23 protein-coding genes are annotated in these 26,626 nt (G+C 69.4%); 21 read left to right on the top strand and 2 right to left on the bottom strand.

All coding sequences use genetic code 11. The features are described 5' to 3' along the window. Genes ACIP63_RS27650 through ACIP63_RS27615 form a run of 8 tightly spaced genes read left to right on the top strand, consistent with a single transcriptional unit; the run spans position 1 to position 8,526 of the window. Positions 1-1,311, top strand: coding sequence for a hypothetical protein (locus tag ACIP63_RS27650; protein ID WP_401520784.1), 1,311 nt, complete (start codon positions 1-3; stop codon positions 1,309-1,311). Then, entirely contained in the window at positions 1,292-2,923 is a 1,632-nt protein-coding gene (locus ACIP63_RS27645; RefSeq protein ID WP_401520782.1) for a hypothetical protein, read from the top strand. Before ACIP63_RS27650 ends, ACIP63_RS27645 begins: the two co-directional genes overlap by 20 nt. A gap of 6 nt (positions 2,924-2,929) precedes the next feature. Then, positions 2,930-4,456 carry an SCO6880 family protein gene (locus ACIP63_RS27640; protein ID WP_401520780.1) on the top strand — a complete coding sequence of 509 codons (1,527 nt, stop codon included), beginning with the start codon at positions 2,930-2,932 and terminating at the stop codon, positions 4,454-4,456. Then, positions 4,453-5,889: an ATP/GTP-binding protein gene (locus ACIP63_RS27635; RefSeq protein WP_366799528.1), complete on the top strand. Its 1,437-nt coding sequence runs from the start codon at positions 4,453-4,455 to the stop codon at positions 5,887-5,889. Before ACIP63_RS27640 ends, ACIP63_RS27635 begins: the two co-directional genes overlap by 4 nt. Beyond that, positions 5,886-6,272: a DUF6238 family protein gene (locus ACIP63_RS27630; RefSeq protein ID WP_381179843.1), complete on the top strand. Its 387-nt coding sequence runs from the start codon at positions 5,886-5,888 to the stop codon at positions 6,270-6,272. Before ACIP63_RS27635 ends, ACIP63_RS27630 begins: the two co-directional genes overlap by 4 nt. Next, positions 6,272-6,535: a hypothetical protein gene (locus ACIP63_RS27625; protein ID WP_381179840.1), complete on the top strand. Its 264-nt coding sequence runs from the start codon at positions 6,272-6,274 to the stop codon at positions 6,533-6,535. Before ACIP63_RS27630 ends, ACIP63_RS27625 begins: the two co-directional genes overlap by 1 nt. Positions 6,536-6,574: 39 nt before the next feature. Next, a complete protein-coding gene (locus ACIP63_RS27620; RefSeq protein ID WP_381179837.1) occupies positions 6,575-8,023 on the top strand; it encodes a type IV secretory system conjugative DNA transfer family protein in 1,449 nt (482 codons plus the stop codon). After that, complete coding sequence (locus ACIP63_RS27615) at positions 8,020-8,526, top strand: hypothetical protein (protein WP_401520776.1); 507 nt, start codon at positions 8,020-8,022, stop codon at positions 8,524-8,526. The genes ACIP63_RS27620 and ACIP63_RS27615 overlap by 4 nt, the downstream gene beginning before the upstream one ends. Before the next feature lie 565 nt (positions 8,527-9,091). On the opposite strand, the gene ACIP63_RS27610 is transcribed toward ACIP63_RS27615, so the two are convergent. Then, complete coding sequence (locus ACIP63_RS27610) at positions 9,092-9,724, bottom strand: HAD-IA family hydrolase (RefSeq protein WP_055643649.1); 633 nt, start codon at positions 9,722-9,724, stop codon at positions 9,092-9,094. Between the two features lie 192 nt (positions 9,725-9,916). Between ACIP63_RS27610 and ACIP63_RS27605 the strand changes: the two genes are divergently transcribed. The 13 genes from ACIP63_RS27605 (at position 9,917) to ACIP63_RS27545 (ending at position 21,935) form a co-directional block, all read left to right on the top strand. Continuing rightward, positions 9,917-11,119, top strand: coding sequence for a helix-turn-helix domain-containing protein (locus ACIP63_RS27605; RefSeq protein WP_401520773.1), 1,203 nt, complete (start codon positions 9,917-9,919; stop codon positions 11,117-11,119). Between the two features lie 81 nt (positions 11,120-11,200). Continuing rightward, positions 11,201-11,449, top strand: a complete 249-nt coding sequence (locus ACIP63_RS27600; protein WP_401520770.1) for a hypothetical protein — start codon at positions 11,201-11,203, stop codon at positions 11,447-11,449. A 184-nt stretch (positions 11,450-11,633) separates the two neighbouring features. Then, positions 11,634-12,101 (top strand): ATP-binding protein, encoded by a 468-nt coding sequence (locus tag ACIP63_RS27595; RefSeq protein WP_381179832.1) that lies wholly within the window; start codon positions 11,634-11,636, stop codon positions 12,099-12,101. Next, positions 12,101-12,616: a DUF6415 family natural product biosynthesis protein gene (locus ACIP63_RS27590; RefSeq protein ID WP_401520768.1), complete on the top strand. Its 516-nt coding sequence runs from the start codon at positions 12,101-12,103 to the stop codon at positions 12,614-12,616. The genes ACIP63_RS27595 and ACIP63_RS27590 overlap by 1 nt, the downstream gene beginning before the upstream one ends. Continuing rightward, positions 12,610-13,074: a DUF6302 family protein gene (locus ACIP63_RS27585; protein ID WP_401520765.1), complete on the top strand. Its 465-nt coding sequence runs from the start codon at positions 12,610-12,612 to the stop codon at positions 13,072-13,074. The genes ACIP63_RS27590 and ACIP63_RS27585 overlap by 7 nt, the downstream gene beginning before the upstream one ends. A gap of 53 nt (positions 13,075-13,127) precedes the next feature. Beyond that, positions 13,128-13,331, top strand: coding sequence for a DUF5999 family protein (locus ACIP63_RS27580; RefSeq protein WP_248585344.1), 204 nt, complete (start codon positions 13,128-13,130; stop codon positions 13,329-13,331). Continuing rightward, positions 13,328-13,975: a hypothetical protein gene (locus ACIP63_RS27575; RefSeq protein WP_248585343.1), complete on the top strand. Its 648-nt coding sequence runs from the start codon at positions 13,328-13,330 to the stop codon at positions 13,973-13,975. Before ACIP63_RS27580 ends, ACIP63_RS27575 begins: the two co-directional genes overlap by 4 nt. Before the next feature lie 203 nt (positions 13,976-14,178). Beyond that, positions 14,179-15,417, top strand: coding sequence for a methyltransferase, FxLD system (gene fxlM / locus ACIP63_RS27570; RefSeq protein ID WP_401520761.1), 1,239 nt, complete (start codon positions 14,179-14,181; stop codon positions 15,415-15,417). 51 nt (positions 15,418-15,468) lie between these two features. Continuing rightward, positions 15,469-15,672: an FxLD family lanthipeptide gene (gene fxlA / locus ACIP63_RS27565; RefSeq protein WP_030881377.1), complete on the top strand. Its 204-nt coding sequence runs from the start codon at positions 15,469-15,471 to the stop codon at positions 15,670-15,672. 95 nt (positions 15,673-15,767) lie between these two features. Next, complete coding sequence (locus ACIP63_RS27560) at positions 15,768-18,833, top strand: lantibiotic dehydratase (RefSeq protein WP_401520759.1); 3,066 nt, start codon at positions 15,768-15,770, stop codon at positions 18,831-18,833. After that, positions 18,830-20,059: a lanthionine synthetase C family protein gene (locus ACIP63_RS27555; protein WP_401520756.1), complete on the top strand. Its 1,230-nt coding sequence runs from the start codon at positions 18,830-18,832 to the stop codon at positions 20,057-20,059. The genes ACIP63_RS27560 and ACIP63_RS27555 overlap by 4 nt, the downstream gene beginning before the upstream one ends. A gap of 2 nt (positions 20,060-20,061) precedes the next feature. Continuing rightward, positions 20,062-21,024, top strand: coding sequence for a thiopeptide-type bacteriocin biosynthesis protein (locus ACIP63_RS27550; RefSeq protein ID WP_401520754.1), 963 nt, complete (start codon positions 20,062-20,064; stop codon positions 21,022-21,024). Between the two features lie 599 nt (positions 21,025-21,623). Continuing rightward, positions 21,624-21,935: a hypothetical protein gene (locus ACIP63_RS27545; protein ID WP_401520752.1), complete on the top strand. Its 312-nt coding sequence runs from the start codon at positions 21,624-21,626 to the stop codon at positions 21,933-21,935. A gap of 16 nt (positions 21,936-21,951) precedes the next feature. On the opposite strand, the gene mobF is transcribed toward ACIP63_RS27545, so the two are convergent. After that, positions 21,952-26,409, bottom strand: coding sequence for a MobF family relaxase (mobF, locus tag ACIP63_RS27540; protein ID WP_401520750.1), 4,458 nt, complete (start codon positions 26,407-26,409; stop codon positions 21,952-21,954). Positions 26,410-26,626: the final 217 nt, after the last annotated feature.

The raw sequence follows: 26,626 nt of genomic DNA, 5'->3' as shown, positions 1-26,626 counted from the left end.
ATGCCTATCCGATCCCGGAGGAACGTTTCCTCCTCGAAAGCCAGCGGAGCGCGCCGCTCGTCGGCCAAGCTCTGGGGCATCGCGGCCGGCGGTGCGGCCGTGGTCACCGCGGCCGGGGTGGTCGTCAGCATGACGACGGGCACCCCTCCGGCCACGGCACCCTCCGCGTCGGCACCCGCCCACTCGGCTCCGCAGGCGAGCGGGGAAGGCGTGCGGGAGCTACACGGCGTCCCCGTCGGCTACCCGCACACTCGATCCGGCGCCAAGGCGGCAGCGGCCAACTACACGACGGTCAGCGGGAGCTCGCAGTTCCTCACGGACAAGGACGCGCGGCACCGTGCGGTGGCAGTTATGGCGGCCAAGGGCTCGGCTGATGCGGCGGTGAAGAAGGCCGACCACGCTGCCGAGGACGCGGTCGGCTCCCTGCGGGGCGACGCCTCCAAGGTTTCCGTCAAGAAGACCGTCGCGCGTACCGGTGTCCTCTCGGCGCATGTCCTGGGCTTCGACGCCCACGGGGCGATGGTGCGGTTGTGGACGACGACGGTCCGCGGCAGCACGGCCGGGCACGCGACACCGAAGACGGGTTTCCAGTCGGTGACGGTCACCCTCACCTGGGAGTCCGACGACTGGAAGCTGAAGGACAGTTCGGCCTCGACGGGACTGGTCGCTCCGATCGACGTGCGGCAGGCATCCAACGTACCGGGCGACTTCTCGGCCTACGTTCCGGCCGCTGCAGAAGACCCCGTGCTGAGCGGCGCCGAAGACCGCAGTGGATTCCCGGCACCGTACGGACACAACGAGCGCGGCGCGCGTGCCGCTGCCGTCAGCGCCACCATGCTCTACGGCGACCCTCGGTTCTTCACCGATGAGGACTGGCGGCACCGGATGCTGTCGGCCACGGCCGCGTCGAGCGTGCTGCACTCGGTCACCTCGGACACCGACTCGACGGCTCGTCTGGTCATGGAGAACCGCGGTGTCGGCGCGGACGGGACGACCGCCGACGGCAGCGAGCTGATCACGCGGACGGCGGCGCTCGCCACCCGCTCGATCTCCTACTCCGACCAGGCCGCGAGCGTGGAGCTGTGGACGGCGTCGGTGGGGGGCGTCGCCGGGAAGGACGAGACGCAGCGCCCGCAGGTCGCCTTCCTGCGGATGACCGTGGATCTGGTCTGGGAGGACGGCACCTGGAAGACGACGGCCGTCACGCCGTCCGAACCGCTCGTTCCGTCGCCGCCGGCCATGCAGGAAGCCGACCCGGCCGACAGCTTCGCGGACGTGGGAGGTGCCAGCAATGCGCCTGCGACTGCGTGATGACGCCCCCGGCCTGCTGACCATCGAGCGGGGAACCCCAGGCCGCTGGCGCCGCCGTCTCCAGGCGGTGGCGATGGTCAACGTGATCATCGGGTTCGTTTTCGTGCCCTCGGCGGTAGCCAACCCCTTTTGCTACATCCCGATGGTCTGCGAGGCGAAGGCGGCCATCGACTTCGTCAAGGACCCGTTGGGGTTCCTGCTCCAGAAGCTGACCGAGGCCAACATCTGGTTCTTGCGCAAGATGCTGGAGCTGATCCAGAACACCACGAAGATCGACCTGACGAGCACCGGCTTCCTGAAGCAGTACGCGATCATCTTCGCGGCCTCCAGCCTGCTCACCGTGGCTCTCTGGTTGATCGCCGTGGCCAAACGGGCGGTCCGCGGAGTCGCCCTGACTACCGCCGTGTCCGAGGCGATCGGCTTCCTTCTCCTCCAGTTCGTGGTCAACGCCATGACGCCGGGAGCAATCGCGCTGCTGATGAAGGCCATTGACGAAGTCACGGCCATCTTCGAGCCGTACGCGACGAGCAACTTCAAACCGTTCCTGGAGAACATCCTCAAGGTCATGGCAGCCAACCCCACCGAGGGCGTGGGACAGCTGCTGGTCGTCAACCTCATCATGATGTGCGGCGCCCTGCTGATGTGGATCGAGCTCCTGATCCGCAGCGCGGCCATCTACGTGGCCGTGGCGCTCGGGCCGATCGTCAACGCCGGGCTGGTCGACCGCGACCTGTGGGGGAAGTCGAAGAAGTGGTTCGGCGCCATCTTCGCCATCGGCCTGAGTAAGCCGATCTTGTTCGCCCTGCTGGGCCTCGGCGGCGCGATCCTCAGCGACACCTCGGGGAGCATGTCCGACGCGGTCTCCAAGACCCTGGTCGGCGCGTTGATCCTCCTGCTTGCCGTCTTCGCGTCCGCCACGCTCTACAAGTGGGTGCCTGCCTTCGGCGACGAGATGGCCAGTCTCCACCACGACCGGAAGAGTGCACAGTCCTCCGGCCCGGCCGCCGCGGTCGACGGCCCCGCCCAGCACGCCAACAGGGCGATGGGTGCTCGTGTCCAGGACTCCTTGGTCGGCGGCTCCAAGTCCGCTGGCGCCAAGACCGCTGGCGCGAAGATGGGCGGCGGAACTGCTGTGGCCGGACCGGTCGCGGTCGGTGCCGCCATTGCCAAGGCCGGCGTCGACGTGGCGAAGAACAAGGCCACCACTTCCCCAGGCGCGCAGGGCACCGACGCCGCAGGCGGCGGCAAGGCCGAACAGCCCGAGAGCCAGCAGGGCGGCGAGGACACCGCCGGTACGTCCGGTGCACCGGCCGCCGCTAGTCCCCAGGGAGCGACCTCCGACCCGGTCGTCGGCTCTTCTCCGGACTGGTCCTCGGCCGGTGGGCACGCCTCGGCGGGGCGCCCACCGGGAGCCAATGGGACACCGAGCACAGCACAGCCGCCCTCCCCGCCGTCAACCGGCACGGGAACCTCGGGCCCGACACCGCCCGCCTCCCCCTCCTCCGCATCAGGAACCACCTCGGGCTCCGGGCCCTCCGTCACGCCCCCGCCGCCGTCGCGGCCCTCGGGCGGCCAGGCACCCGGACGACCGAACCCCAGCAAGGATCAGTGACCCTCCATGTCGACTCGTACGTATCAGTTCGGAAAGCACCGCCCCACAGGGCTGGTCGGCCGCCGAGACCTCGGCGAACAGGTCGTCCTCGGCGGCGGTGCCGTCACCGGCATCCTCTTCGGCTACCTCTTCAACGGCGTGACGGCCATCGCCGCAACGTGCCTGGTCCTGCCGATCCTGCTCGCCCTCGTCATCGTGTACGCCCCGTACCGGCCCAAGGGCACGTCCCAGCGGCGCACCCTCTACCGCTGGTGGCGGATCAACCGCTACCACCGCAAGGCGCTCCGCCGTACCGGCGGCGTATGGGTGTCCCCGGCCGTCGAGGCCGGCGTGCGCCGCAACGGCACACCGCCGGACGCCGCTCTTGTGGAGCCGGAAGGCGTCACGGGCATGACGTGGGTGCCGGTCACGGTCCGCGGTCAGCAGGCCGTCGTGGTCCTCCAGCCGGAGGCCGGGTGCGTCACAGCCACCCTGGAGATCGCTTCGCCCGGCCTCGGCGGCAAGGAAGTCGGTGAGCAGATCGTCGCCCTGGAGCGTTGGGGCGAACTCCTCGACGCCTTCGGGAACGTCGAAGAACACCCGGTGAAGCGCATCCAGGTCCTGGCCCGACAGATGAAGTCGGACCCCTACGCCCACCAGCGTTACATCGCGCAGCGCGACGAGTCGGCCGCGACGACGGACGCCCCGCAGTGGCTGAAGGACTCGTACGACGTACTGGCCAACGCCGTGTCGACTTCTGCTGAGGAGCACCGCTACTACATCACCATCCACGCCCGGTTCACCCGCGACCTGGCGGCCGAGGGTGCCGCCCGCGGTACGGGTGACGAAGGAGTCGCCGCCGCCATGGCCGCGTACCTGGATGAGCTGTGGTCCCGCGCGGAGGACGCCGACCTCTCTGTGATCGCGCCCCTGGACGAAGGGCGGATGACCGCGTTCATCCGCAACTCGTACGACCCGGATCACGCCATCTGGGACACCGATCTCCGACAGGCGCACGCCTTCCCCCGCAACGTCGACGTCCGCGACGGCGCCCACGTCGCCACACGCGCGGCAGGTTCCCCGGACAGCTGGTACCACGCCACGGCCGCCGTCGTCGGATGGCCCACGACCCCTGTCGGCCCCGACTTCCTCTCGCCGCTGCTGATCGGGATGCCCGACGTCATCCGCACCATCTCGATCACGCAGCAGCTCGAACCCAACGACAAGGCCGTGGAGCGAATGCTCGCGGAGGACACGAACAACCAGGCCGAGATCGACCGCGACCGTAAGCGCGGCAAGAACATCGACCCGCGCGACCAGATCGCCGCCAGCGCTACCGGATCGCGCGGCATGACCCTGGCTTCCTCCGGCGCGGCCGGCTCCGCCGTCGTCGGCTACATCACCATCTCCTCGCGCAGCGCCGAAGAGCTGGAGCGCACCAAGCGCACCACCGCCTCCCGTGCCCGCAACGCGCACCTGCGGATCGAATGGCTCGACCTCGAACACGCCCGCGCCTTCGCCACGACCCTGCCCCTCGCCGGAGGCATCAAGTGACAGACCTGCTCGACCTCGCCCCGCTGTCGCCGATGCACGAGACGGTGCGCCGTCCCCTCTACACCGAGACGACCACCAGCCAGGCCCTGTACCTGCCCATCGCACCGCCGACCCTCGGCACGGCAGGCGCGATCATCGGCCGAGAGCTGTACTCGGGCAAGGCGTTCATCTACTGCCCGTTCTCGGCGTTCGGTGACGGCCTGCCCGGCGGCAACATGATCGTCATGGGGGACACGGGCCGGGGAAAGTCGGCCCTGACCAAGACGTACGCGGCCCGGCAGATCCGCCTCGGGCGTCAGGTCGTCGTCCTCGACACCAAGGAGCAGAAGGAGCGCGAAGAAGGCGAGTGGGCCGCGCTCGGCCGCTCGCTGACCGGCAAGGCCCCGGTGAAGTTCGCCCCCGGCGGTGGCCGTGCGGCGTCGTGCATCAACCCGATGGACCCCGCCATCGCGGGCAAGCGGCAAGTCGAGCTGGTGCGCACGATCGTTGAACTCGGTCTCGGTAAGGCCCTGGACGAGTTCGCCGGCTCTGCCCTGCGGATCGCGATCCGCAGGGCCCACCAGCGGGCGGGTGAACTCGGCCGCACCCCGGTCCTGGCCGACGTCGCCGCCGCGCTGCGGTCACCGGAGGAGTCCGATGCGGCGGCCAAGAAGCGTACGCGGGACGAACTTCTCGGTGACGGCCTGGAGGCGTCCTACGTCCTGGATCGGCTCTGCGGCAGCGAGCAGGACGCCACCGGCGACCTGACGGGCATGCTCGACGGCCCGACCAGCCTGGGCGTGGACCTCGACGCCGACATGATCGTTTTCGACCTGACCAAGGTCCCGTCCGGTGGCGTCGCCATGACCATCCTCGTCGCCGTGATCTCGGTCTTCCTCGAAGAGGTGTGGCTGCGTCCGCTGTGCGAATGCGGGTCGGAGCCGGGGCAACACGACCGAGTCGTGGTCGACGCGAACTCCGGAGCCTGGGAGCTGGGGCCGAACCCCGGCTCCGGCTGCCGCCGCTACACGCAGCGCAAGCGCATCCTCGTCTGTGAGGAAGCGTGGCACATCCTCGGGACGCCCCAACTCGCCTCGCTACTTGAGAAGTTCCTCAAGTTCGCGCGTGGGTACGGCCTGTCCTGCATCTTCATCGTTCATCACTTGTCGGACATCGACGACAGCTCGGAGACCCAAGCAGCGCTGAAGATGGCCGACACCATCGTGATCTACAGCCAGAAGAAGGCGGAGGCGGAAGCGACGGTGGCCCGGCTGGGTCTGCCGTCCTGGACGGCCGAGCACATCATGCGTCTGCGCCGCGGGATCGCCCTGTGGAAGGTCGGCGAGGTGATCTACCCGGGCGTCCAGCATTTGTTGGTGGAGGCCGAGCAGCACTTGTGCTTCTCCTCCGGCTCGATGACCGACCTGGCCAGCACCTCCCCGGACACCGAATGAGCGGATACCACCACCTCTCCGCCGCCGACCCCGTCCACGCAGATTCGGAACGAGCCCTCGCCATGACCGTCACCACCGACCACACCACGCTTCCCGCTGACGAACGCGCGGTGCGACAGGACATCGACCAGCTGCACGCCGAAGCACTCGACCTCGCTCGACGCATGAAAGAACTGGCCCTCGTGCTGGACCACGGCGACTACTCCGCCGCCGGGGGCCGCGTACGTACGGCCGTCGCCCACATCTGGCGAGCCGCCGAGGACCTGCACAGCGCTTTCCACACCGCGCCCCCGCGCTGTGCCGGGCCCGACGCGTCGATGTCGCGGCTGTGCGGCCGGCGGATGCGCTACCTGGCGGCCCGCGTCGCCCGGAGGGCCGAGTAGTGGACATCCTGCCCGGCGGAATCTCCCTGGCCCTGTACGCCGTGACGGCCGTGTGCGCGGTGGCCTTGGTGACGCTCTGGTTCCTGCTGAACCGCGGACGGCGCAACGCCGGATTCGCGAGCAAGGGACAGCTCAAGCGCCAGATGTCGGCCAAAGCAGTCTTGAAGGCCACCGAGATCCGGCCCTCCCTCACCAGCGACGACAGCCACCCCCGCCGCGCAGCTGGGGTGAGCTTCGCGAAGGACCGCGCCGCCGCTCGCTGACCCTCCCTCCTTGTCGCCCACCTCGCTCCGGAGTACGTCATGCCCCACCCCCTCGATCCTCACGATTTCGGCTACTCATTGGGTACCTCGCAGCGCCCTAAGGGCGTCGACCTCTGGTCCCGCGCCGACAAGGCATGCCGGGTCATCGGTCCGATGGGCAGCGGAAAGACGATGAGGTTCTTCGCCCCGCTCGTCCGCAACTGGGCCGGGCCGGTCCTGGCCACCTCGACCAAGCCCGATCTGGTCGAACTCACCCTCGACGCGCGGCAGCGGGACGGCCGGCCCGTCGCGGTCTTCGACCCGCAGAACATCGCACCGAGCCTCCCGCGCTTCCGGTGGACCCCGATCAACGGCGCAGCCGACACGGAGGTGGCGATGATGCGCGGGAAGGCGTTCGTCGCGGGCTCGCGCACCCCCAACAGCGCGGCACAATCCAGTGAGGGCAGCGCCTTCTACAAGGGGCAGGCGGCCAAGATCCTCGCCGCCTTCTTCCACGCCGCCGCCCTCGACGGAGCCTCCCTCGACTGGGTGCTGCGGTGGGCTCGCAAGCTGACCGACCCGGCGCCCCTCGGCATCCTCAACGCCCACCCCGGCGCCGGCCCCGGCTGGGCGGACATGCTCCGCACGGCCACCTCCGGCGACAGCCGCACCGTCGGCAACACCGCCTCGACCCTGGACGCGGCCCTCGAACCCTTCATGCACCAGTCGGTGATCAACGCCCTCCAGGGAGACGGAGAGGACCCCACGGACTTCGGCGCGTTCCTCGACGCCGGGGGCACCCTCTACCTCCTCGGCAAGGACAGCGAGGTGAACAGCGTCGCTCCGCTGACCACCGCGATAGCCGAAGACCTTCTGGATCTCGCGGAGGCGCACGCTCTCGCGTCCCCGGCCGGGCGGCTCGACCCCGCTCTCCTCGCGGCCTTGGACGAGGCGCCGAACATCGCGCCTATCCCCTCCCTCCGCCAACGCGTCGCAGACGGCCGGGGTCGTGGCATCACGGTCATCTACGGCCTCCAGGCGTGGGCGTCGGCTCGTGCCCGCTTCGGCGAAGACACCGCCAAGGAGCTGGCGGCCTTCACCAACAACGTCATCGTCCTGCCCGGGGACAAGGACCCCGACTTCCTGAAGGACATGTCCGACCTGTGCGGTCAGGTCGAGCGAGAGCGCACGACGAAGACCACGTCCGGTGGGGACCGCGGTGGCCACTCGACGGCCACGCACATGGCGCTCGAACCCGTCCTTCGAGGAGACGAGATCAGGGGTCTGCCCGCCGGGCACGCTCTGGTCCTCGCGGACAACCTCCCGCCGATCGTCACCCGACTCGACGGCATGTGGACCTGGGATTCCTGGTCCGAGATCGAGGGACACGTCCGTGACCTTCGAGCCGCCAACGAAGCCGAGCGGACCCGGCGGACCGCCGAGAGGAAGAACCAGGCCACGGCCCACGCGGCGGCGTGGGCCGGACGTGAAGGAGCGGCTGCCGCATGACCGAGGCCCTGACCCGCTTTGAGCCCTTCCCCGAGCCGCCCGCACTGATCCTGGAGTACATCGCGGAGCGGAGCACGGAGGAGTCTGTGGCCGCCGACGGTCCCGCCCCGTGGGACCTCGGCGCCCTGTCCGCCGAGTTGATCGAGCCGATGCCGGCGTGGCTCGATTCTGTGTGCCGCTGGCTGAACCAGACGTACGCCTGGCAGCCACAGGACGTGATCCCGCCCTGCTGGGCGAAGCACGAGGGCCTGGCATACGAGATCGCTACCCTGGCCTTCGCCAGGGGAGACGCGTATATGGAGGCGGGCTCGTCAGTGATCTGGCAGGAGCAGTACGACCGCTTCCTCACCCGAATGAACAAGACGTTGGGCAAGGCAGGCGACGAGTGCCGCGTCGGCAAGCACGACGAACGCCCGGCGCGTTTCCAGCTCGCGGCCTGGCCCACGGCCAAGGCCGAGGAGACGGAATCTGCGGGACGAGTCGAGGAGATGGCGGCCGGATGATGACGGACCCGAACATGGTCTTCTCGACGGACCCTCGTCGCGGGCTGGTGGCGCGTAGCGGATGGGAGCAGGAGGAAGCACGGACAGTGCTTCGTGATCTCGGTTGGGAGTGGGCGGAGGAACTGCACGCCCTCGTCCCACCGGACGACGTGCCGGAGGTCGACGCCGGCCTTCAGGCAGTAGAGGAACTGCACCTGCACGGGCACCGAACCGGCTACGCCGTGGGGCCTTACGGCACGATGCGGTTGACCCTGGGTCGCGCGGAGCAGGTGTTCACAAAGGTCGCCGCTCGGGAACCTGGTGAGGTCACCCCCGACGCGGGCGCAAAAGAAAATGATCAGCCTGCAAGAGCGGAGACCAGGCGGCCTACGTACGGGGGCACATCCGCTTGGGAAGGGCCGAGTGAACCCGACGGGCCCGAGTCCCCAGCAATCTAGAACGCGCTCCCGCAAGAGCCCATACCTGTCCTTCAGCGTTCGAGGAGCCCCAGTAGGGGCGTCCTCGAACGCTGCTGCCGTTCGTTGGCCGGCGTAACGTCCGCAGCGAACTGTTCCGCTCTGTTCGTTCAGGCGGGAGCGGGGTCGAGGAGAAGCGAGTCGAGAATGGCAGCTGTGCCGGTGGGATCGGTCGTGTGGTGCACGGTGCGGATGCCCAGGGTCTCGGCGGGCGGCAGGTTCTCCGCATGGTCATCAACGAAGACGCACTCAGGACCGGTCAGGTCTAGGGCGTCAAGCGCGCGCTGATAGATGAGCGGCGACGGCTTCCGTACGCCCTCCAGCTCCGACAAGATCACGGCATCGAAGAAGTCCGTCCACATGCCCTTGTCCTCGTACGGGTTGTAGGGCTCGATCCCGAACGAGTTGCTGAGCATGGCCACCTTGATCCCTGCCGCGCGAGCGCGCTTCGCGGCTGCGACGATCTGAGGCTCCGGGTGAAGGTTGGCCAGAGCGCGCCGCATCAGGTCGGTGGAGTCGATACCAAGGATGCCGCCGATGACGCGGTTCCAGTCCTCCTGGGTGGCCTCACCGACCTCCAGCGCTGCGTAGATCGCGACGCCGTCGGGATGCTCGTTCAGCGCCGCGAAATACGCGCCTGGAGTCAATCCCTCCGTCCTCTCGAACGCCTGCCCGTTCAGTCGCATCCGAGTGGTGAGCACACCACCGAAGTCGAGAATCAGACCACGGTATGGGGCTGGCAAAGCGGCCTCCTTGCCGATCTTTCCTACGTGTACGCGGTCCCCCGGCCGCAGGGCGACAGGGGGACCGTTGAGTGCCCTCCCCAGAGGGAGAGACCCCCAGTATCGCCTCTCCCCGAAGCACGTGGGCCTACGCTTGACACGAGTGCCCTGTCCACTACGGCGAACGGTCAACCCATGGTGTATGACGGAGAGTTGTTCAGCATCGGCCAACGGATCAAGTGGTGGCGTGAGCGCCGGGGCTTGTCCCAAAGGATGCTGGGAGACCTAATCGGCAGGTCAGAGAACTGGGTCTACAAGATCGAGAATGACCGGATGCCCTTGGACCGGCTTCCGATTCTGATCGCGCTGAGTAAGCAGCTGCGATGCAGTCTGGAGGACCTGACGGGCGGCTACGTGTCCGGAATCGTTACGGCGGGCACGGAGCACGAGCACGTTCCGCTCATCCGACAGGCCCTGTCGCTGCCCGCCTCCCTCCTCCCGCAGCGGATCGGGTCGGTCACCTCCGACGACTTCGAGTCCTCGGTTACGGACGCCTGGAAGGTCTACGAGACGCAGGCTGACGACCGGTACCGCGACGTCGGCGAGCGGCTGCCCACCTTGCTGCGGCAGGGACATGCCGCTCTGCGCGACGCCTCGCCTGAGCAGGAGGGCACCGTCCTCCGGCAGCTCATCAGTCTCTACGGCCTGCACCAGATCTGGCTTCGCCGCGTCGGTGAACCGACCCTCGCCCGCATCGCGGCCGACCGCGGCCTCTCCCTCGCGGACAACGCCGGCGACCCGGCCCTCCTCGCAGCTGCGGCCTGGAACCTGGCCTGCGTTCTCACTTCCGCTGGCGACGTGGAAGACAGCTACGAACTTGCCCGGCAGACCATCGCCCAGTGCCGGCCGCACGACGACTCCAACGCGGAACACTGGTCCGCGTACGGCGCACTACACCTGCAAGGTGCCGTCGCCGCGGTACGCGCCACAAAGGGCCCGAGGGCGTGGGACCTGTACAACGGCGCGCAGCAGGCCGTGGACCGGGTCGGCGCGGACCTCAACCACTGGCACACCTGCTTCGGTCCGACCAACTTCGCCATGCACGAGGTACACCTGAAGGCAGAGGAGGGCGACACCAGCGAAGCACTCCGCGCCGCCGATCACGTCCTCGTCAATGAAGAGGTCCCGCTCGAACGTCGGACCCGGTACCTGATCGAGGTAATGAACCTCAACCGCATCCAGCGAGACGACTACGCGACGGTGCACATCCTCGGCAAGCTTCTGAAGCAGTCTCCGGAGGAGATCGTGTTCTCTCCCCTGGTCAGGGAGGCGGTGGCCGACCTGCTGAAGCGCGAGAAGCCGATGTGGCGCGACGACCTGCGTGCGGTAGCGAAGCACATCGGGCTCGCCGCGTAGGCATATGCCAACCCTGAGCGTTACTCAGCCCTGATTTTTTCTCAGGGGTGGGGCTCGGAAGTGGCCCTACGTTTACGGGTCATGACGACAAGTCACGCTCAGACGGAAGCTGGCGCGGCGCCCTTACCGCCCGCCAATCGCCACCTCCGCCTTGCTCGTGAGGCCGAGGTCGCGCACACGGAGGCCGGTCGTTTCGCGGTCCCCCTCGACCTGCACGAGGGGGCCGCGGAGCCCGCGACCATTCCGCTGGTCCTGACGGCCGATGAAGCGGTTGCTCTGCACGGCAGGCTCGGTGCCCTCTTCCCGTTCGCGGAGGGGGACAGCCGATGACCACACGAACTCCCGCAGATCGTGAGCGCCGCCGCAACCTCGCGGACGCTGCGAACACACCGTTGCCCGCTTTTGCCGGACTGCTCCGGCACGTCCCGGGCCAGCAGCGCCGGACGGGCCCGCTCGCTTCCCTCGACGACCGAGCCGCCCCGGAAGACGGGGCCTCACAGATCGGGACGGAGCGGTGATCGGGCCGGCGTCGCAGCGCCCGACCGCAACTCGTACCGGCGGCCTGGTGGAGGAACGCTTTTCCATCACCAAGCACTCCCCGGGCGAGCGCCCCCCTCCCGTAGACGAGTCCCGCGTCCGCGCCATGAGGCTCGTGACCCGCGAACGTCTCACCTCCCGCGGTCTGACCTGCGTCGCCGACGACGCGACACTCGTTGTCTCTGAGCTGATCACTAACGCCATCGTGCACAGCGGTGGCAGGCAAATCCGGCTGACCCTTGATGTGCGCGATGGCGTCCTGCGCATCCGTGTCCATGACGGCGTGCCCGGCCCTCGCCCCACTGCTCAGTGCCCCGAGGACGACGACGAGCACGGTCGCGGCTTGGTGCTCGTGCGGGAGATCGCCCGAAGCAGACAGGGCGCGTGGGGTGTCAGCGACAACGGCGCCACCACGTGGTGCGAGCTGAGTTTGGTGGCGTGCTGATGACGAACACCGCATTACGCGACGAGACGACGAGCCCGGAGACCATGCCGGTCCGCGTCAAGGATCCGACGGTCCCCACGAACCCTTGGATTCCTCCACACGGTGAGGAGGAGGCCCGGCGGTACCTGAGCGCAGTGCGCGAGTGGGCAAGCGTGGATTGGAACGAGGTGTACGACGACCTCGACACCATCCTGCACGGCGAGGAAGAGATCAGCCACCACGCCGCGGGCCCGTCCGGCGGAGCACCATTACCCAACTACAACAACGATGCCCTTACTCAGCGCTTCCTCATGGCGCTCAAGCTGCTTGTAGCCCGCGCCTTGCGAGACAAAGCCGACGAGAAGCACCCGGACATCGCCGCTCTGATCGGACAGGCCCGCACGCTGCGTGCCGAGGTAGTGGCCGGCGACGCGGGACAGACCATCGGACTCGTTCGGAAGCTGGCGCGGCTCACCCTCGATCTCGCCGAGCTTCTGGAAGAGGCCGGGATCGTCAGGGGGCTGGTCGAGTGCTGACGACCACCAAGACTTCGGCGCGTTCGTTCGGCCCTTCCCTCTGCCCTGCCGAGGAGGCGTACGACTTCGAGCACTTCCGGGACCGCCTTGCCCGGCCCGAGGTCCTTGCTCACGCTGTCGCGGTACGCGTGTTCCGGGCACCACTGCTTGCCGTGCCGGTCGGCGGCCCGCGTCGAGGCGGATACATGTCCTTCGATCTGCTGTCCCTGGCAATAGGGGCACGCGACCTTCTCACGAACCGGCGGGGGTTTCCGGACCTCCGCGTCCGATGGTCGCCGTACCGCGATACCTGCCACACCGTCGAGTGGGGCGAGCCCGCTCCCGAGTGGTGGGAGGACGACGCGGTCTTCGGCCGCTTCTACGGCTACAGCGAGTCCGCCATCACCTCGTTCGTACGTGAACGCCCACAGACACCCTCTTCGGCAACCTCCACTCCGTGTTCCCCCACGGCTTCGTAGTCGCCGAAGAGGGCCCGACTTCCCCGCACTGCCTTGAGAGGACGACGAGTACGATGTGCCAGCACACCCCGCCGTGTCCCACGGCCGAGGCTTCAGACCGAGAGGCCGCCCGCCCCACGGCGGCCCACCCTGAACAGGGCTGGAGCCTGCTGTGCAACGGGGTGCTGCTCTTCGAGGACACCGGCGAGCTGTTGCCGGACGGCCAGATCGTCGCTCCACACCGGCCGGTCGCGCTCGCCGCCGGGAGCACCGCGTGACCACCGCTCCCGAGGCCGTCGTGCCCTACATCACCGCCCGGGAAGGTGAAGAGGCCGACTCGTTCCTCAACCTGCGTATGGGCCGCGGGCCGGACGGCCGGCCGCGTCTCCGATACGTGGATGAGCTGCCGCCGGACCGGGACCTCAAGGACGTGCTCTGGGCCCGCTACTCCATGTCGCTCGACACCTTTGGGCAGCCCTGCGGGACACCACGGTGGCGGATGGTTCACCCTCACCGTCAACGCGTGACGATGGCGCTGCTGCGGTGCCAGGTATGCACCGTCCAGTTGAAGCGCACCGACGGCATCCTCTTCCTGGAAACGGCGGGTGAAGAGGGCTACGACGGTCCGGTGAAGACCGCGCAGCCGCCGGTCTGTCTGGAGCACGCCCGGATGGCGGCAAGCCGGTGCCCACGGCTCAGGGCAAGGGGCCACGTAGCGCTTCTCGCCACCCGTTTCCCGCTGTACGGCGTGATCGGCCACGCGTACCAGTGGAGCGCGAACGGCCTACAGGCCCTCTCGGACATGGACTCCCCCATCCCTTACCGCCATCCCCAGATCGGCATGTTCCTGGCCTCCCAGCTAGTACGGGAACTGCGGGAGTACAAGGTCGTCAACCTGGACGATCTTGTGCCCGCCGCCTAGACGGCCGCCCGGCTCTCCTGAGTGGTACAGACAGGACCGCCGGGCGGCTCACCACCGGCGCCGGACCTTCGCGCGCCGTCCAGCACGAACCCGCCAACCTTCGGCGGTCCGACGAGAACGGAGAGCTTTCGCCGATAGCCTCCCGGCCCCCGGCACGCGTGCCGGCTTACCCGCCCCTGAACACGAACGACCGAAGGAAGTCCATGACGAACACGACCGTCGAGCCCGACGAGGCGACCCGCCTGCGGAACAAGGTGGTGGACGAGCTCTGCGCGGACGGCAACATCTCCTCCCCGGAGATCGAAGCGGTGATGCGCAAGGTGCTCCGGCACGAGTTCACCCCCGCCGACACGCCGCTGGACAAGGCGTACGACACGTACGCCGCCGTGATCACCAAGACGGACGAGCACGGCGTGCAGCTCAGCTCCGTCTCCGCCCCGCAGATCCAGGCCATGATGCTGGAGCAGGCCCAGGTGAAGCCCGGGATGCGGGTCCTGGAGATCGGCTCGGGCGGGCTGAACGCGGCCTACCTCGCCGAACTCGTCGGCGAGGACGGCGAAGTCGTCACCGTGGACATCGACCCCGTCGTCACCGATCTCGCGCGCCAGCTCCTGAACGAGCACGGCTACGGCCGAGTTCACGTCGTCACCGCCGACGCCGCCGAGCCCATCCCGGACCTCGGTGAGGTCGACGTCGTGATGGTGACCGCCGGGGCCTGGGACGTCTCCCCTGCGTGGACCGCGCAGCTCAAGCAGGGCGGCCGGCTCGTCGTCCCGCTGCGGATGCGCGGCCTGACCCGGTCGGTCGCCTTCATCCAGGTCGCGGGCGAGCACGGTCCCTACCTGGAAAGCGAGTCGGCGCGGATCTGCGGCTTTGTCCCGATGCAGGGCTCGACCGCCCACCGGGAAGAACTCCTCCTGGTCAACGGCACCCCGGAGATCGGGCTCAAGTTCGATGACGGCCTGCCGGCCGACCCGCACCGGCTCGACAACGCCGTCACGTTTCCGCGCCACGAACTGTGGACCGGCGTCACTGTTCGCATCCAGGAACTCATCGACACCCTTCAGATGGCGATGGCGATCTCCCTGCCGGGCTTCTGCACGATGGCCGTCGATGAGAACTCGGACTCGGGGCTGGTCGCCCCCGTGAACAAGCGGTTCGCCCTCGCGGCCGTCGAGGACGACACCTTCGCCTACCTCGTCACCCGCCGCACCGAGGACAACAAGCACCTGGAGTACGGCGTGCACGCCCTCGGCCCGCACGCGGAGCAGTTCGCCGACGAGATCGCCGACGTGCTCCGCGACTGGGAGGCCAACCGGCGCGGCGGCCCCAGCCCGGTCATCCGGGTCTATCCGGCCAGCACCCCCGATGACCAGATCCCGGCCGACCGGATCATCGACAAGGTGCACAGCCGAGTCTCGCTCTCCTGGCCCTCGGCGTAACACCGGGAGCCAGGTAATCCCGCACCACCCCAACAGGAAGAAGGGCACATCATGACGAGCGCCACTCTCGCCCCGCCCCCGGTCGCGCCCGCGCCGTCGGCGGACCTGGACGACGACTTCGCGCCCCTGGACGTGAAGGTCGTCATCGCCGAGCACTCGTACGGCCACCTCATGTGCTCCACGGGCGACGGCTGCGGCACCACCTGCGCGACCGGTGCCTCCGCCTGCGGTTCCTTCACGGAGGACCCGGCCTGATCCAGGCCGACCCCTGACCTGTGGGCCGGGCGAAGCGCTTCGCCCGGCCCACAGGCCCCTCTCCCCCTCCCCGCGCCGCCTCATGGAAGGGCCTCATGGCTTCCCGAGCAGCCGCCGGATACCAGTGGCAAGGCGTTGCGATGCTGCGCGCCACCACCAGCCCCGGGCCGGCAGACATCCCCCGTACCCTCGACCTGGACAACGTGGCCGTCACCCGCGGATGGCTGAACCGCATCTGGCAGCGCGAGGACTTCCGCAGCGCGCTGGAGCTGGCCACCCCCGTCCTGTCCGACGCCATCGAGGCCGTCGTCCGGGGTCGGCAGACCGAGCCCCGTCACGTCCGCCGCACCGCGCTGTCGACGGTCTCCTACCTCCTGCGGTGGCAGCACCGGCCGACCCCGCTCGGGCTGTTCGCCGGCACCGCCCCGGTGTCGGTCGGGTCCCGGGCGAGCGCGCGGTGGCGTGACAAGCACCGCGCGATGATTCGGCCGGACGCCGAATGGGTCACCGACATGGTTCTCCGGCTCCAGCGCACCCCCGCGTTGCTGAAGCGGTTACCGCTCGTCGCCAACAACGCCGCCCGCGCACGCGGTGACCGGCTCGTGGCACCGGGTCCGCCCTCCGACGGCCACGCCGTCCTGCTGGCCCCGGTCGAGATATCCGTCCGCAACGCCCGGCCGGTGGCCGCCGCCATGGACGCGGCCCGCACCCCCATCCTCTACGGCGACCTCCACAGCCACCTGCGCGACCGCTTCCCGCAGGCGACACCGGAGAAGATCGACGCCCTTCTCACCAGCCTGGTCGAGCAGCATTTCCTCATCACCAGCCTCTGGGCGCCCATGACCACCGTGGACGGCTTTCAGCACCTGTGCCGCGAACTGGACCGGCACCAGGCGGACGACGTCCCGGAGGTGCAGGACCTGGTCCACGCGCTGTACGCGCTGCGCGACGACGTGTCCGCCCACCAGCCGACGCTTTCCGACACCAGCGTGAGCGCCGTCGCCGCGCGGATGCGCGCCCTCACCACCGTCACGCCGACACCGCTGCTCATTGACACCGCCCTCGACTGCGAGACCCAGCTCCCGCAGTCCGTGATCGCGGAAGTGCAGGCAGCCGTGTCGGCCCTCTACCGGACTACCCCGCAGCCCTACGGCTACCAGCACTGGCGCGACTACCACCGCCGCTTCCGGGCCCGGTACGGCGTCGGGGCCCTGGTGCCGGTGATGGACCTGGTCGCCGACAGCGGTCTGGGCCTGCCCGCCGGATACGTCGGCTCCGAACGCGGCGCCGCCCTGAAGGTGCGCACCGACCGCGATGAACTGCTGCTCGCACTGATGCAGCAAGTCCTCCTGGACGGCCGCGATGAACTGCGGCTGACGGACGACATGGTCGACGCCTTGGAGAAGGCCGCCGGAGAGGACGAGCGGCTGTTCGTACCCCGGGTGGAGGCCGCCTTCGAAGTCCACTCACCCAGCACCCGGGCACTGTCCAGCGGCATCTTCGATGTCCTCCTCACCGCGATCCCCCGCCCCGGCAGCAGCATGGCCGGCCGGTTCGCCCACGTCCTGCCGCCCGAGCATCAGGACGCGCTCGCCGCCACGTACCACGGGGCGCCGGACGCCCTCACGGCGCAGCTCGTGTTCCCGCCGCGCCGCCACCGCAACGAGAACGTCACCCGTACGTCGCGGCTGCTGCCGCACGTCATCGAGCTGTCCGGCCACCAGGAGATCGACGAGACGACGATCCCGCTCGCCGACATCGCCGTCACCGCGGACCCGCGCAGCTTCCACCTCGTGCAGCTCTCCACCGGCCGGCGCATCGACGTGCGGGTTCTGCACGCCCTGGAAGGCGGGACACAGACACCACCACTGGCCCGGTTCCTCGCCGAAGTGGCCAACGGGCGGTACGCCGCCTACAAGCCGTTCGACTTCGGCGCGGGCTCCCGGCTCCCGTTCCTCCCCCGGGTGCGCTACCGCCGCACCATCCTCACGCAGGCCCGATGGCTTCTGATGGCCGACGACCTGCCCGGCCGCAAAGCCTCGACCGAGGAGTGGGAGGACGCCTTCACCGCCTGGCGGGACCGGCTACGGGTCCCCATGCAGGTCGCGATCATCGAGTACGACCAGCGCCTTCCCCTCGACCTGTCCCACCCGGTCCACCGCCGGGCCTTGCGCGCCCACCTCGACAACGCCCGGCGTCTGGAGCTGCGCGAGGTCCCGGACGTAGACGCCCACGGCTGGATCGGACGGGCACACGAGATCTGGCTCTCTCTGGGCCGGTTGCAGCCGGAGACCGCGGATGTGCCCCGGCCGCGCCCCGCCACGGCGCCGGTCCCCGGGCGGCACCTTCCGGGCGCCGGTGACGTCCTGCTCGCGCAGCTTCACGCCCACCCGCGCCGCTACGACGAGATCCTGAGCCGCCACCTTCCCAGCCTCCTCGCCGCGTTCGGCGACACCCCGCCGGGCTGGTGGTTCACCCGGCACCGGGAGATGGCCCGCCCGGACGCCGACCAGCACCTCGACCTCACGCTGCACCTGCCGCCGGACGCATACGGGGCCGCCGCCCAACACGTTCGTACCTGGGCGGACAGCCTGCACGGGACCGGTCTGGCGGCCGGACTCGTCCTGGCTCCCTACCAGCCGCAGACCGGGCGCTTCGGCAGCGAGGCAGCCATGGACGCCGCGCACCAGGTGTTCGCCGCAGACTCCGCCGCCGCCCTCGCACAGATCCAGCTCACCGAGCGCACCGACGTCTTCGCCCCGCAGGCCCTCGCCGCGGCCAGCGCTCTGCACCTCGTCACCCCCCTGGCGCCGAACAACGCGGCGGCCGAGGAGTGGTTGGTGCGCAACCTCCCCCAGAGCACGGGGCGACTGAACCGGGCCCTTCGTACCCAGGTGCTCGAACTCGCCGCACCGAACGGCGCCTCCGCGCTCGCGGCCCTCCCCGGCGGCCCTGCGGTCGCCGAAGCATGGCGGGCCCGCGCCGCCGCCGTGGACACCTACCGGAACGCCTTGACCGGCCAGCGTGATCCCCTCGGCGTCGCCCGGTCTCTCCTGCACCAGCACCACGTCCGGGCCCTGGGCGTCGATCCGCGCGCCGAGGAGACCACGATCCGGCTCGTACGAACCGCGGCCCTCCAGCACAGGATGGCCGCCCGATGACCGCGCCGGCTGCCACCACCGCGACGATCCTGGAGCAGTACACGGCCCACCTCGCACAACCCGCTCCGCCGCCCCCGGACGAGCCGTGGGCGGTGCAGTCCCTCGCCGACGGCGCCGCCGGAATCAGCCTGCTGCACATCGAGATGGCCAGCCGTCACGGCGGTTCCTGGCGCCCCGCCCACCGATGGATCACCGCCGCAGCGGGCGGGCACATCAGCGCGGCCGACACCGCCGGACTGTTCCTCGGCGCCCCGGCCCTCGGCTTCGTCCTCACCACCGTCCCGCCATCCTTCCAGCACCTGTACGAACCGGCGCGCCGGACCCTGCACCAGCACATCACCGACCTGACCCACCGCCGCGTGGACGCCGCGCTCACCCGCATCCGCAAGGGCGACCTGCCCACGTTCGCCGAGTACGACCTGTTCTACGGCCTCACCGGCATCGGGGCCTACCTCCTTCGGACCGACCCCGAAGGGCTCCCCCTGGAACGGGTCCTGAAGTACCTCGTTGCCCTGACCCGCCCCCTCGCCCCCGACGGCCACGGCCTGCCGGGCTGGTGGGTCCGCCACGACCCGGCCCGTGGCGAGTCCCCCCACTTCCCGGGCGGCCACGGCAACTTCGGTGCAGCCCACGGCATCACCGGTCCACTTCTCCTGCTGGCCCAGGCCATGCGCCGCGGCATCGCCGTCAGCGGCCACCGCGAAGCCATCTGGAGCATCTGCGAACACCTTGACGCCTGGTGCCAGCTCAGTCCCTCCGGTCCCTGGTGGCCCGAGCACATCTCCCGCCGCGACCTCGACCTCGGGCGCCCGCACCACGACGCCCCCACCCGGCCGAGCTGGTGCTACGGAACCACGGGCATCGCACGAGCCGGGCAACTCGCCGGGCTCGCCCTGCGCGCCCCCGACGTCCAAGCGTTCTACGAGGACGCCCTGTACCGCGCCCTGACCGACCCCGCACAGCTCGCCCACGTCACCGACTCCGGCCTGTGCCACGGCTGGGCAGGCATCTACCAGACCACCACCCGCGCCGCCGCCGATGCCCGCGACCCCCGACTTCAGACCCTCCCGAAGCGCCTCGGCGACACCCTCGCAGCGAACGCCCAGCCGGACCTTCCCAAGTCCGGCCTGATCAACGGCGTCGCCGGTACCGCGCTCGCCCTCACCACCTACGCCTCACAGCAGGCCCCGATCTCCGGATGGGACGCATGTCTCTTGATCAACTGATCTTGACGGAGCCGACCGCGATCCAGCGCGCGGTCTTCGCTGCCCTCACCGGCCTGCCGATCCCCGAGGTCGCAGCCCAGTACGCGATGGAACCGACGATCCTGTACGACGCCGTGGCGGTCTACGACCAAGCTGGCCGGGAGGCCCTGGCCCGCCACGCAGCCGCCACCGACTGGTGGCAGGTGTACCTCCATTTCACCGACTGGACGAACGCCGACACCACCTTCACCACGCACGTGCTCCCGGTGCTTCTGGAGGCGGAGGCTGCGGGGCTCATGGGCGGCTGGTGGTACACCCGCAAGCACCCGTGCTGGCGCCTGCGCCTTCGTCTACAGCCCGAGGCCGGAACCAAACTGACCCTCGGCGACGGCTTCGACCGTCTCGCCTCCGACGGGCATCTGCAACGGTGGTGGCCCGGGATCTACGAGCCGGAGACCGCAGCGTTCGGGGGCACGGTCAGCATGACGGCCGCGCACGCGCTGTTCGTCACCGACAGCCGAGAGGCACAACAACTAAGGCAGCGCGGGGACCTAGCCGTGGGACCCCGGGAGCTGTCCGTTCTCCTCTGCACGATCATGATGCGCGCCGCGGGCCTGGAATGGTACGAGCAAGGGGACGTGTGGCACCGCGTCATCACGGAAGAGCACCGATCGGCCGTCAGCGACGTCCCGGCAGACCGGCTCGACGCCCGCGCGCAGGAGATCCGGCCGCTGCTCTTCGCCGACAGTGATGTCCTGCTGCGCCCCGGCGGGCTGTTGGAACCCGTCGCCGAGTGGGCCGCCGCCTTCCGCAGCACGGGGCAGGAACTCCGCCGTGCCGTACAGGACGGGACGCTCGACCGGGGGCTGAGGCAAGTGCTCAGCTATCACGTGATCTTTCACTGGAACAGGCTCGGCCTGTCCATGCGCGGGCAGAGCATCCTCGCCTGGGCAGCCAGGGCAGCCATCCTGCACGGGGAGAGATAAGGGTCATGACGATGCTCATCCTCGGCGGCAGTGGCTTCCTGGGATGGATTGCTCAGGCAGGTGAGAGCGGCCGGGCAGCACCCGGCCGCCCCGCGTTGACATCTGAAACCGTGTGCCGGCCGGACCTACTACTACGACGCTAACGCCCCTGGCCATCGGGCTAGGACGTACGAGAGAGGGCATGCCATGACCACCCCTTCGCAGCCGAGACGATGGGTGAGCCTCGGTTCGGTGTTCGGGGGCCACACCCCGGTCTACTCGATCCCGCAGCCCGCTTCCGGCCCCTCGCGTGCCCCCGTGCCGCCCGTCGGTGAACCCGCTGAAGAGGACGCCGAGGAGCTGATGCGTGAAGCGCGCTACAGGCCGAAGGTGCCGTACCCCGGCGCACGCTCGATGCCTTGGGACAGCGAGTGCATGGACTGCGGGGCACGTCGCAGACCCTCGCTTCAGGATGTCGAGCGCGGTGTTCGGTGCAAGCACATCCGGCGGAGGTCCGGCGCATGAGGCGAGCACCCGTGACCGCGCAGAGCGCGGTGTTCCAGTGCAAGTTGTGCCCGAACAAGGGGACAGACCGGGAGATCCGAGGTGTCGGCGCGCGGATGGCTGCGTATCGGGTGTGCAGCTCGTGTGACTTCTGGCTGATGTGCCTGGGGTACGCGATGCTCGGCGACCAAGACCCGGACGGCCGGCGTGCCCTCCGGATCGCCGGCGTCCATTACCTGTCATGGACCGAGGAGCAGGGGTTCCCCCCGGAGATCGGCTACGTAGGGGGCGGGGAGTCCCGCTACGTCCTGCTCGAAGACCCGACAGGCGCCGTGCACGTGACGCGCCGCCTCTGGCTCATGGGCACCATCCCAGATGCGTTCCGCGACCGGATGCCGGACAACGCGGTCTTCGCTCCGCCAGCCTAGGAAGGTAGGCCGCTTCTTACACGGGCGGTGCGTCGTGAGCGCTGTCCGGCGGCGCGGGGTGTGTGTGGTCCACCGCGGTTCGGTTGGCGTACGGGGAGTGAGGCTTCGGAGATGCGGGCGCCGCAGACTCATCGGCGTCGACGTGCTGACGCTCGTGCTGGGCTCGCAGACTCGTCTCCTTCTGGAGGCCGGACACGCGGTGGTCTGCACCGCGAGCAGTGCTGCGGGCCTTGATGGCCTCGGCCCGGAGCTGCGTGGCTCCCTCGTTGTCCTTGGCCTTGGCCCGCCGAAGCAGCGCGGCCTTCTCCTGTTGCGGCATGTCCGCTTCCGTCAGCACAGCTTCGTACTCGCTGACGGGTCCGGCCTGCCGGGTAACGTCCTGGAGCCGCGTGTCCATCTGCTCCAGCTCCTGGACGGTCTCCTCACGGGTACGAAGGAGTGCTTCCCGGTCCGCCTCGACCGCAGCACGCTCGTCACCGCGGAGTGCTGCCCGCCCGAAACGGCCCGTCGCGGCCAGCTGCTGTTCAAGACCCTCGATACGGGCCTCGCTGCCGTTCAGTCGAGCGGTGCGGTCCGCGATGGTGCCGTCCAGCAACCGGACTTCGCGGATGGCCATGGCCCGTTGGGCAACGTCCTGATGACGGCGTTGGAGCGCGAGTGAATTGGGGCCTGCACCGGCAGCGGCCTCCTGTTCGGCACGATCGGCGGCGGCTTCCGCCTTGTCAGCCGCCGTCGTTGTGGCGCGGGCAGCGATGGCGGCCTTGCGCACGGCGTCACGCAGTGCCGAGCTACTGAGGTGAGCGTATGGACGGTCAGCCGTCGGCGCAGGCCCCGAGGGTGTGGCCGGCTCCGTGGTCGGCTCGGCGTTCGCCGGTGCGGGGCGGTCCTCGTGTTCCGGAGCCTCTTCGGGAGTGTCTGCGTCGTGGTGCTCGTCGGCGCCAGGGGCGCGGGGGATCGGGAGGTCCGCTACGGCCTGGCGGACGTGGGCAGGGACCGCGTTCTGCGGGAGTTCGGTGAGGATCATGCGTTCCTCGGTGCCGCTCTCGATCTCGCGGATGAGGCCCGCGACGGCGCGGTCAAGCTGTTCCTGGTCGGTGAGTGCGTCGCCGTGGCGGGCGCGGTCGGCGTCGGTCTCGTAGACGGAGAGCGGCAGGAAGAGGTGGGACTCCTTCTTGTCGCGGCTCATCATCGTGTAGAGGGCGTTCGCCTGAGCGCCGGGTCCGTAGACTAGAGCCTCTTGGACGGTGAGGCCCTGCGACTTGTGGCCGGTGATCGCGTATCCGAGGCTGAGCCCGCCCTGTGCGATGTAGTCGGCGTCCACCCATTCGGCAACGTCACGGTGGCCGTCCTCGGTTTTTTCCCGCCACTCGACCAGCACCCGGCGTTCCTCGTCCACGGCGCGCACGATTCCGCGGTAGCCGTTCAGAACGTCGTCGTTCTGCCCTCGGCTCTTCTTGCCCCGGTAGTCGTTGACCCGTAGGAGGACCTGGTCACCGACGGACAGGGTCAGCTCGCCGCCACCGGGCAGCGCGTATGCGTGCTCGGGACCGGTGAGGTCGCCGTTCTCCTTCCGCAGTGCGCGGGCGCCGATATTCAGCTCTTCCACGATCTCGTTGGTGGCGGCGAGCATGAGGAGCTGCTGCACGGCGGTGTGGTCGTCAGTGTGCGCGGCCCGCTTGTCGGCCCAGACGGTGAGCATCGCGGCGAGGGTGGCGTCCTTGTCCGCGAGAGCGTGCACGCGGCCGGTCCCGGCGAAGGTCCGGAGCGATTCCACGCGGTTGTCGTCGCGCCACAGCTCCAGTGCCCGGCGCTCGACCATGTCCTTCTGGCGGAAATTCTGGCTGAGGGTGAGCCCGCCCACGAGGTGGTGCACGGCGGCGAAACTGCCGCCGATGCCGGGCGAGTGGAGCTGCTTGGGGTCACCGATGCCGACGACCTTCGTGCCGGTTTCCGCGGCGTGAGTGAGGAGTTCGGCGACGTCGCGGTCATCGCACATCGCGGCTTCGTCCACGACCAACACGTCCACGCCGGTGAGGCCGGAGCCTCCGTTGCGGATGCCGGTCAACCAGGACGCGACGGTGCGGGACTCGATGCCCGCCTCGGCCTTCAGGTTCGCGGCGGCGACGGCGGCCGTACTCGCGCCGGCGATGACGAGACCGTGCGCCTCCCACGCCTGGCGCGCGGTGTCCATGATCGTGGTCTTGCCCGACCCGGCGATGCCCACGACGGCGTCGATTCCGTGCCCGGCCGTGAGCAGCCGTTCGAGGACGGCACGCTGTTCGTCGGAGAACGTGAAGCTGCCGCCGTGCTGAGCCTCGACGGTGGACAGCGTCATGTCGACCGTGTCGCTGCTGACGACGGCGGCCTGAGTGCCGAGCCGGTTCGTGGCCTCAGAGACGATCAGCGCTTCGGCCGCCACGACATCCGCCGTGGTGTACCGGTCGGCGTGCGCGAAGTGCTGGGCGCCCTTCGGGTTGAGCTGGACCGCGTATCCGGCTTGGCGGAGTACAGAGTTGGTGAGCTGTTCGGCCTCGGCGGCATCCGCGACGCCGTACGGGAGGGCGTCCAGCACGGCGGCGATGGCGGCGGCGTGGGTGAACTCCTTGGAGTGGCTGGTCAAGCCGGTCTTGGGGTCGAAGACCTGGGCGCACAGCTCGTCCAGGGTGGGGTTCTGATCTGCTCGGTCCTGTTCCATCGCGCTGGCTGCGATCGCGTCGGGGTCGTCTCCGGCCGCACGGCCTTCGGCCTGCCAGTAGGTGCGGAGAACATCGTCCCCGACCCCGGCGGCCTCGCCGTTCTTCGCGGCCTTGGACGCGGTGGAGGCGGCGGTGCGCTCGCGGGTCGTGGCGCTGTCGTAGTCGATGCCGAGCTTCGTCAGCAGGTCCCGGACCTGGCTGTCGCGCTTGCTGAAGAGCCGGATCGTGGCCTCGGGGATCGCTGCGATTTCCCAGGCTCCGGTCCGTTCCTCTCGGCGGAAGCTGATGCCGAACTCGTTGGTCAGCTCGCGGCGGATGCGGGCATTCATGAGGGACTGGGTCGCGCGGGTGTGCCGGTGGAGGTCGCGGCCCCCGCTGGCCATCGTGGACCACTTGCCATCGGTGCCCTTGACCATGTTGGCCAGGGTGAAGTGCAGGTGGAAGTGGGGATCTCCGTACGGGGCACCGTCGACGGGGCGGGCGGCGCGGTGGACCATCATCCAGCCGGAGAACCCGCTCGTCTTCACGGTCTCCGCTTCGTCGCCGTCGCCGTGGTGGCCGCGCATGGCGTACGCGGTCCACCGCTCCAGGGCGCCGATGGACTCCCGGCCGGCGGCCGTGTAGATGCCCTCGACCTGGGCGGCGATCTCCTCGGGCGCGTACGCGAGGAACGCAGACTTCGACTTCGCCAAGTCCAAGGTGACGTCAGCACCGCGGTTGCCGACTTGCACACGGCCTTCGAGGAGGGCGGCCTTGATCTCCTCGGCGTCCCACACGTCCTCGGGCGTGAGCCCTGCCGCCTTGGCCATCGCGACGGCTTCGCGGACGTCCATCGGCAGGTCCCGGAGACGACGTGCACCTTCGCCTGCGGTCTGGGCGTACCGGCGCTTCATGGAAGCGGCGTCGAACAGGTCGGCGGGCTGCTGTCCGGTCTCGGTGGCGTGGGCCTCGACCGCGCGCAGGAGTGCACGGGCGTCCAGGTGGCCGCCCGCCTCGGCGGCGACGGCCTTCTCCACCGTGTCCTCGCCGTAGAGGTCGACGGCGTTGAAGCCGACGGCGTCGGCGAGCTTCAGCACCGTCGAGACGGGGACACGGTGCGTCTCTCCGAACCGCTTGAGCTGGCTCTCCATCCGGCGGAAGGCGTCCTGCTTGCGCTTGGAGTCAAGCAGGGAGGTCGGGTTCACGCTGCGTTCGGCGGCGGCGCGGCGGATGGCGCGGGCCAGGGGGGCGGCGGGGAGCTTGGCGGCCGGCGCGATGGCCAGCTTGGGTTCCACGAGGGTCTGCCCGGTCCGGGGGTCTTCCCCGAGCATGAGGCGCCGGGCGGCCGGGAACTGCTCGGGGGCGAGGGTGCTGCCGGGGGTGATGTCGAACTCGGTGAGACCGTTTCCGATCCAGACCAGGGGGCGTTCACTGGCGTCCAGGTGGTAGTCCACCTGTCCGTCGGCGGGCCGTGGAGGAAGGGCCTTTTCGCCGTAGAGATCGCGGGCGTCGAGCCCGGCTGCGGCGGCGACTTCCACGGCGTCGAACCCGGTGAACCGCGCCGTGCCCTTGCTGCGGAGGAGTCCGCGGGCGCGGAAGAAGGCGCGCTTGGCCTCGCGGTTGGCGAGCAGGGAGGCGACGGGGGCACCGGCGGCTTCGGCCTTGGCCTCGATGGCGGCGACGAGAGGGGCGGCGTCGACCGCTACGGACTTCCCGCATCCGTGGCCGCCGGTAAGGCGGTACTCAACCTGCTCGTCGGACGGGCCGATCATGGTCACCCATCCCACCGGCCCGCTCACCCCCCGTTCTCATTCGGTCAGTTTCGGTCGTCTTGGCTGATTGTATCGTCACGAAGTGACGATACCTTGGTCCTCTTAAATCAAGATCATGATCAACGAGGGGGAACCTCGGGCACTCGGAGCTGTCTAGTACGGGTTGACCTTGCAGATGTCAGTTCTAAGCTGCATGCGATCTTGCATAGGTCAGCGTGACCTTGCATCGAGGGGCGGGGTTAGT

The organism is Streptomyces sp. NPDC088746, from assembly GCF_044751065.1.
GTDB lineage: Bacteria > Actinomycetota > Actinomycetes > Streptomycetales > Streptomycetaceae > Streptomyces.
The sequence above is the reverse complement of the archived record's forward strand: the minus strand, read 5'-3'. Positions and strand labels throughout refer to the sequence as shown.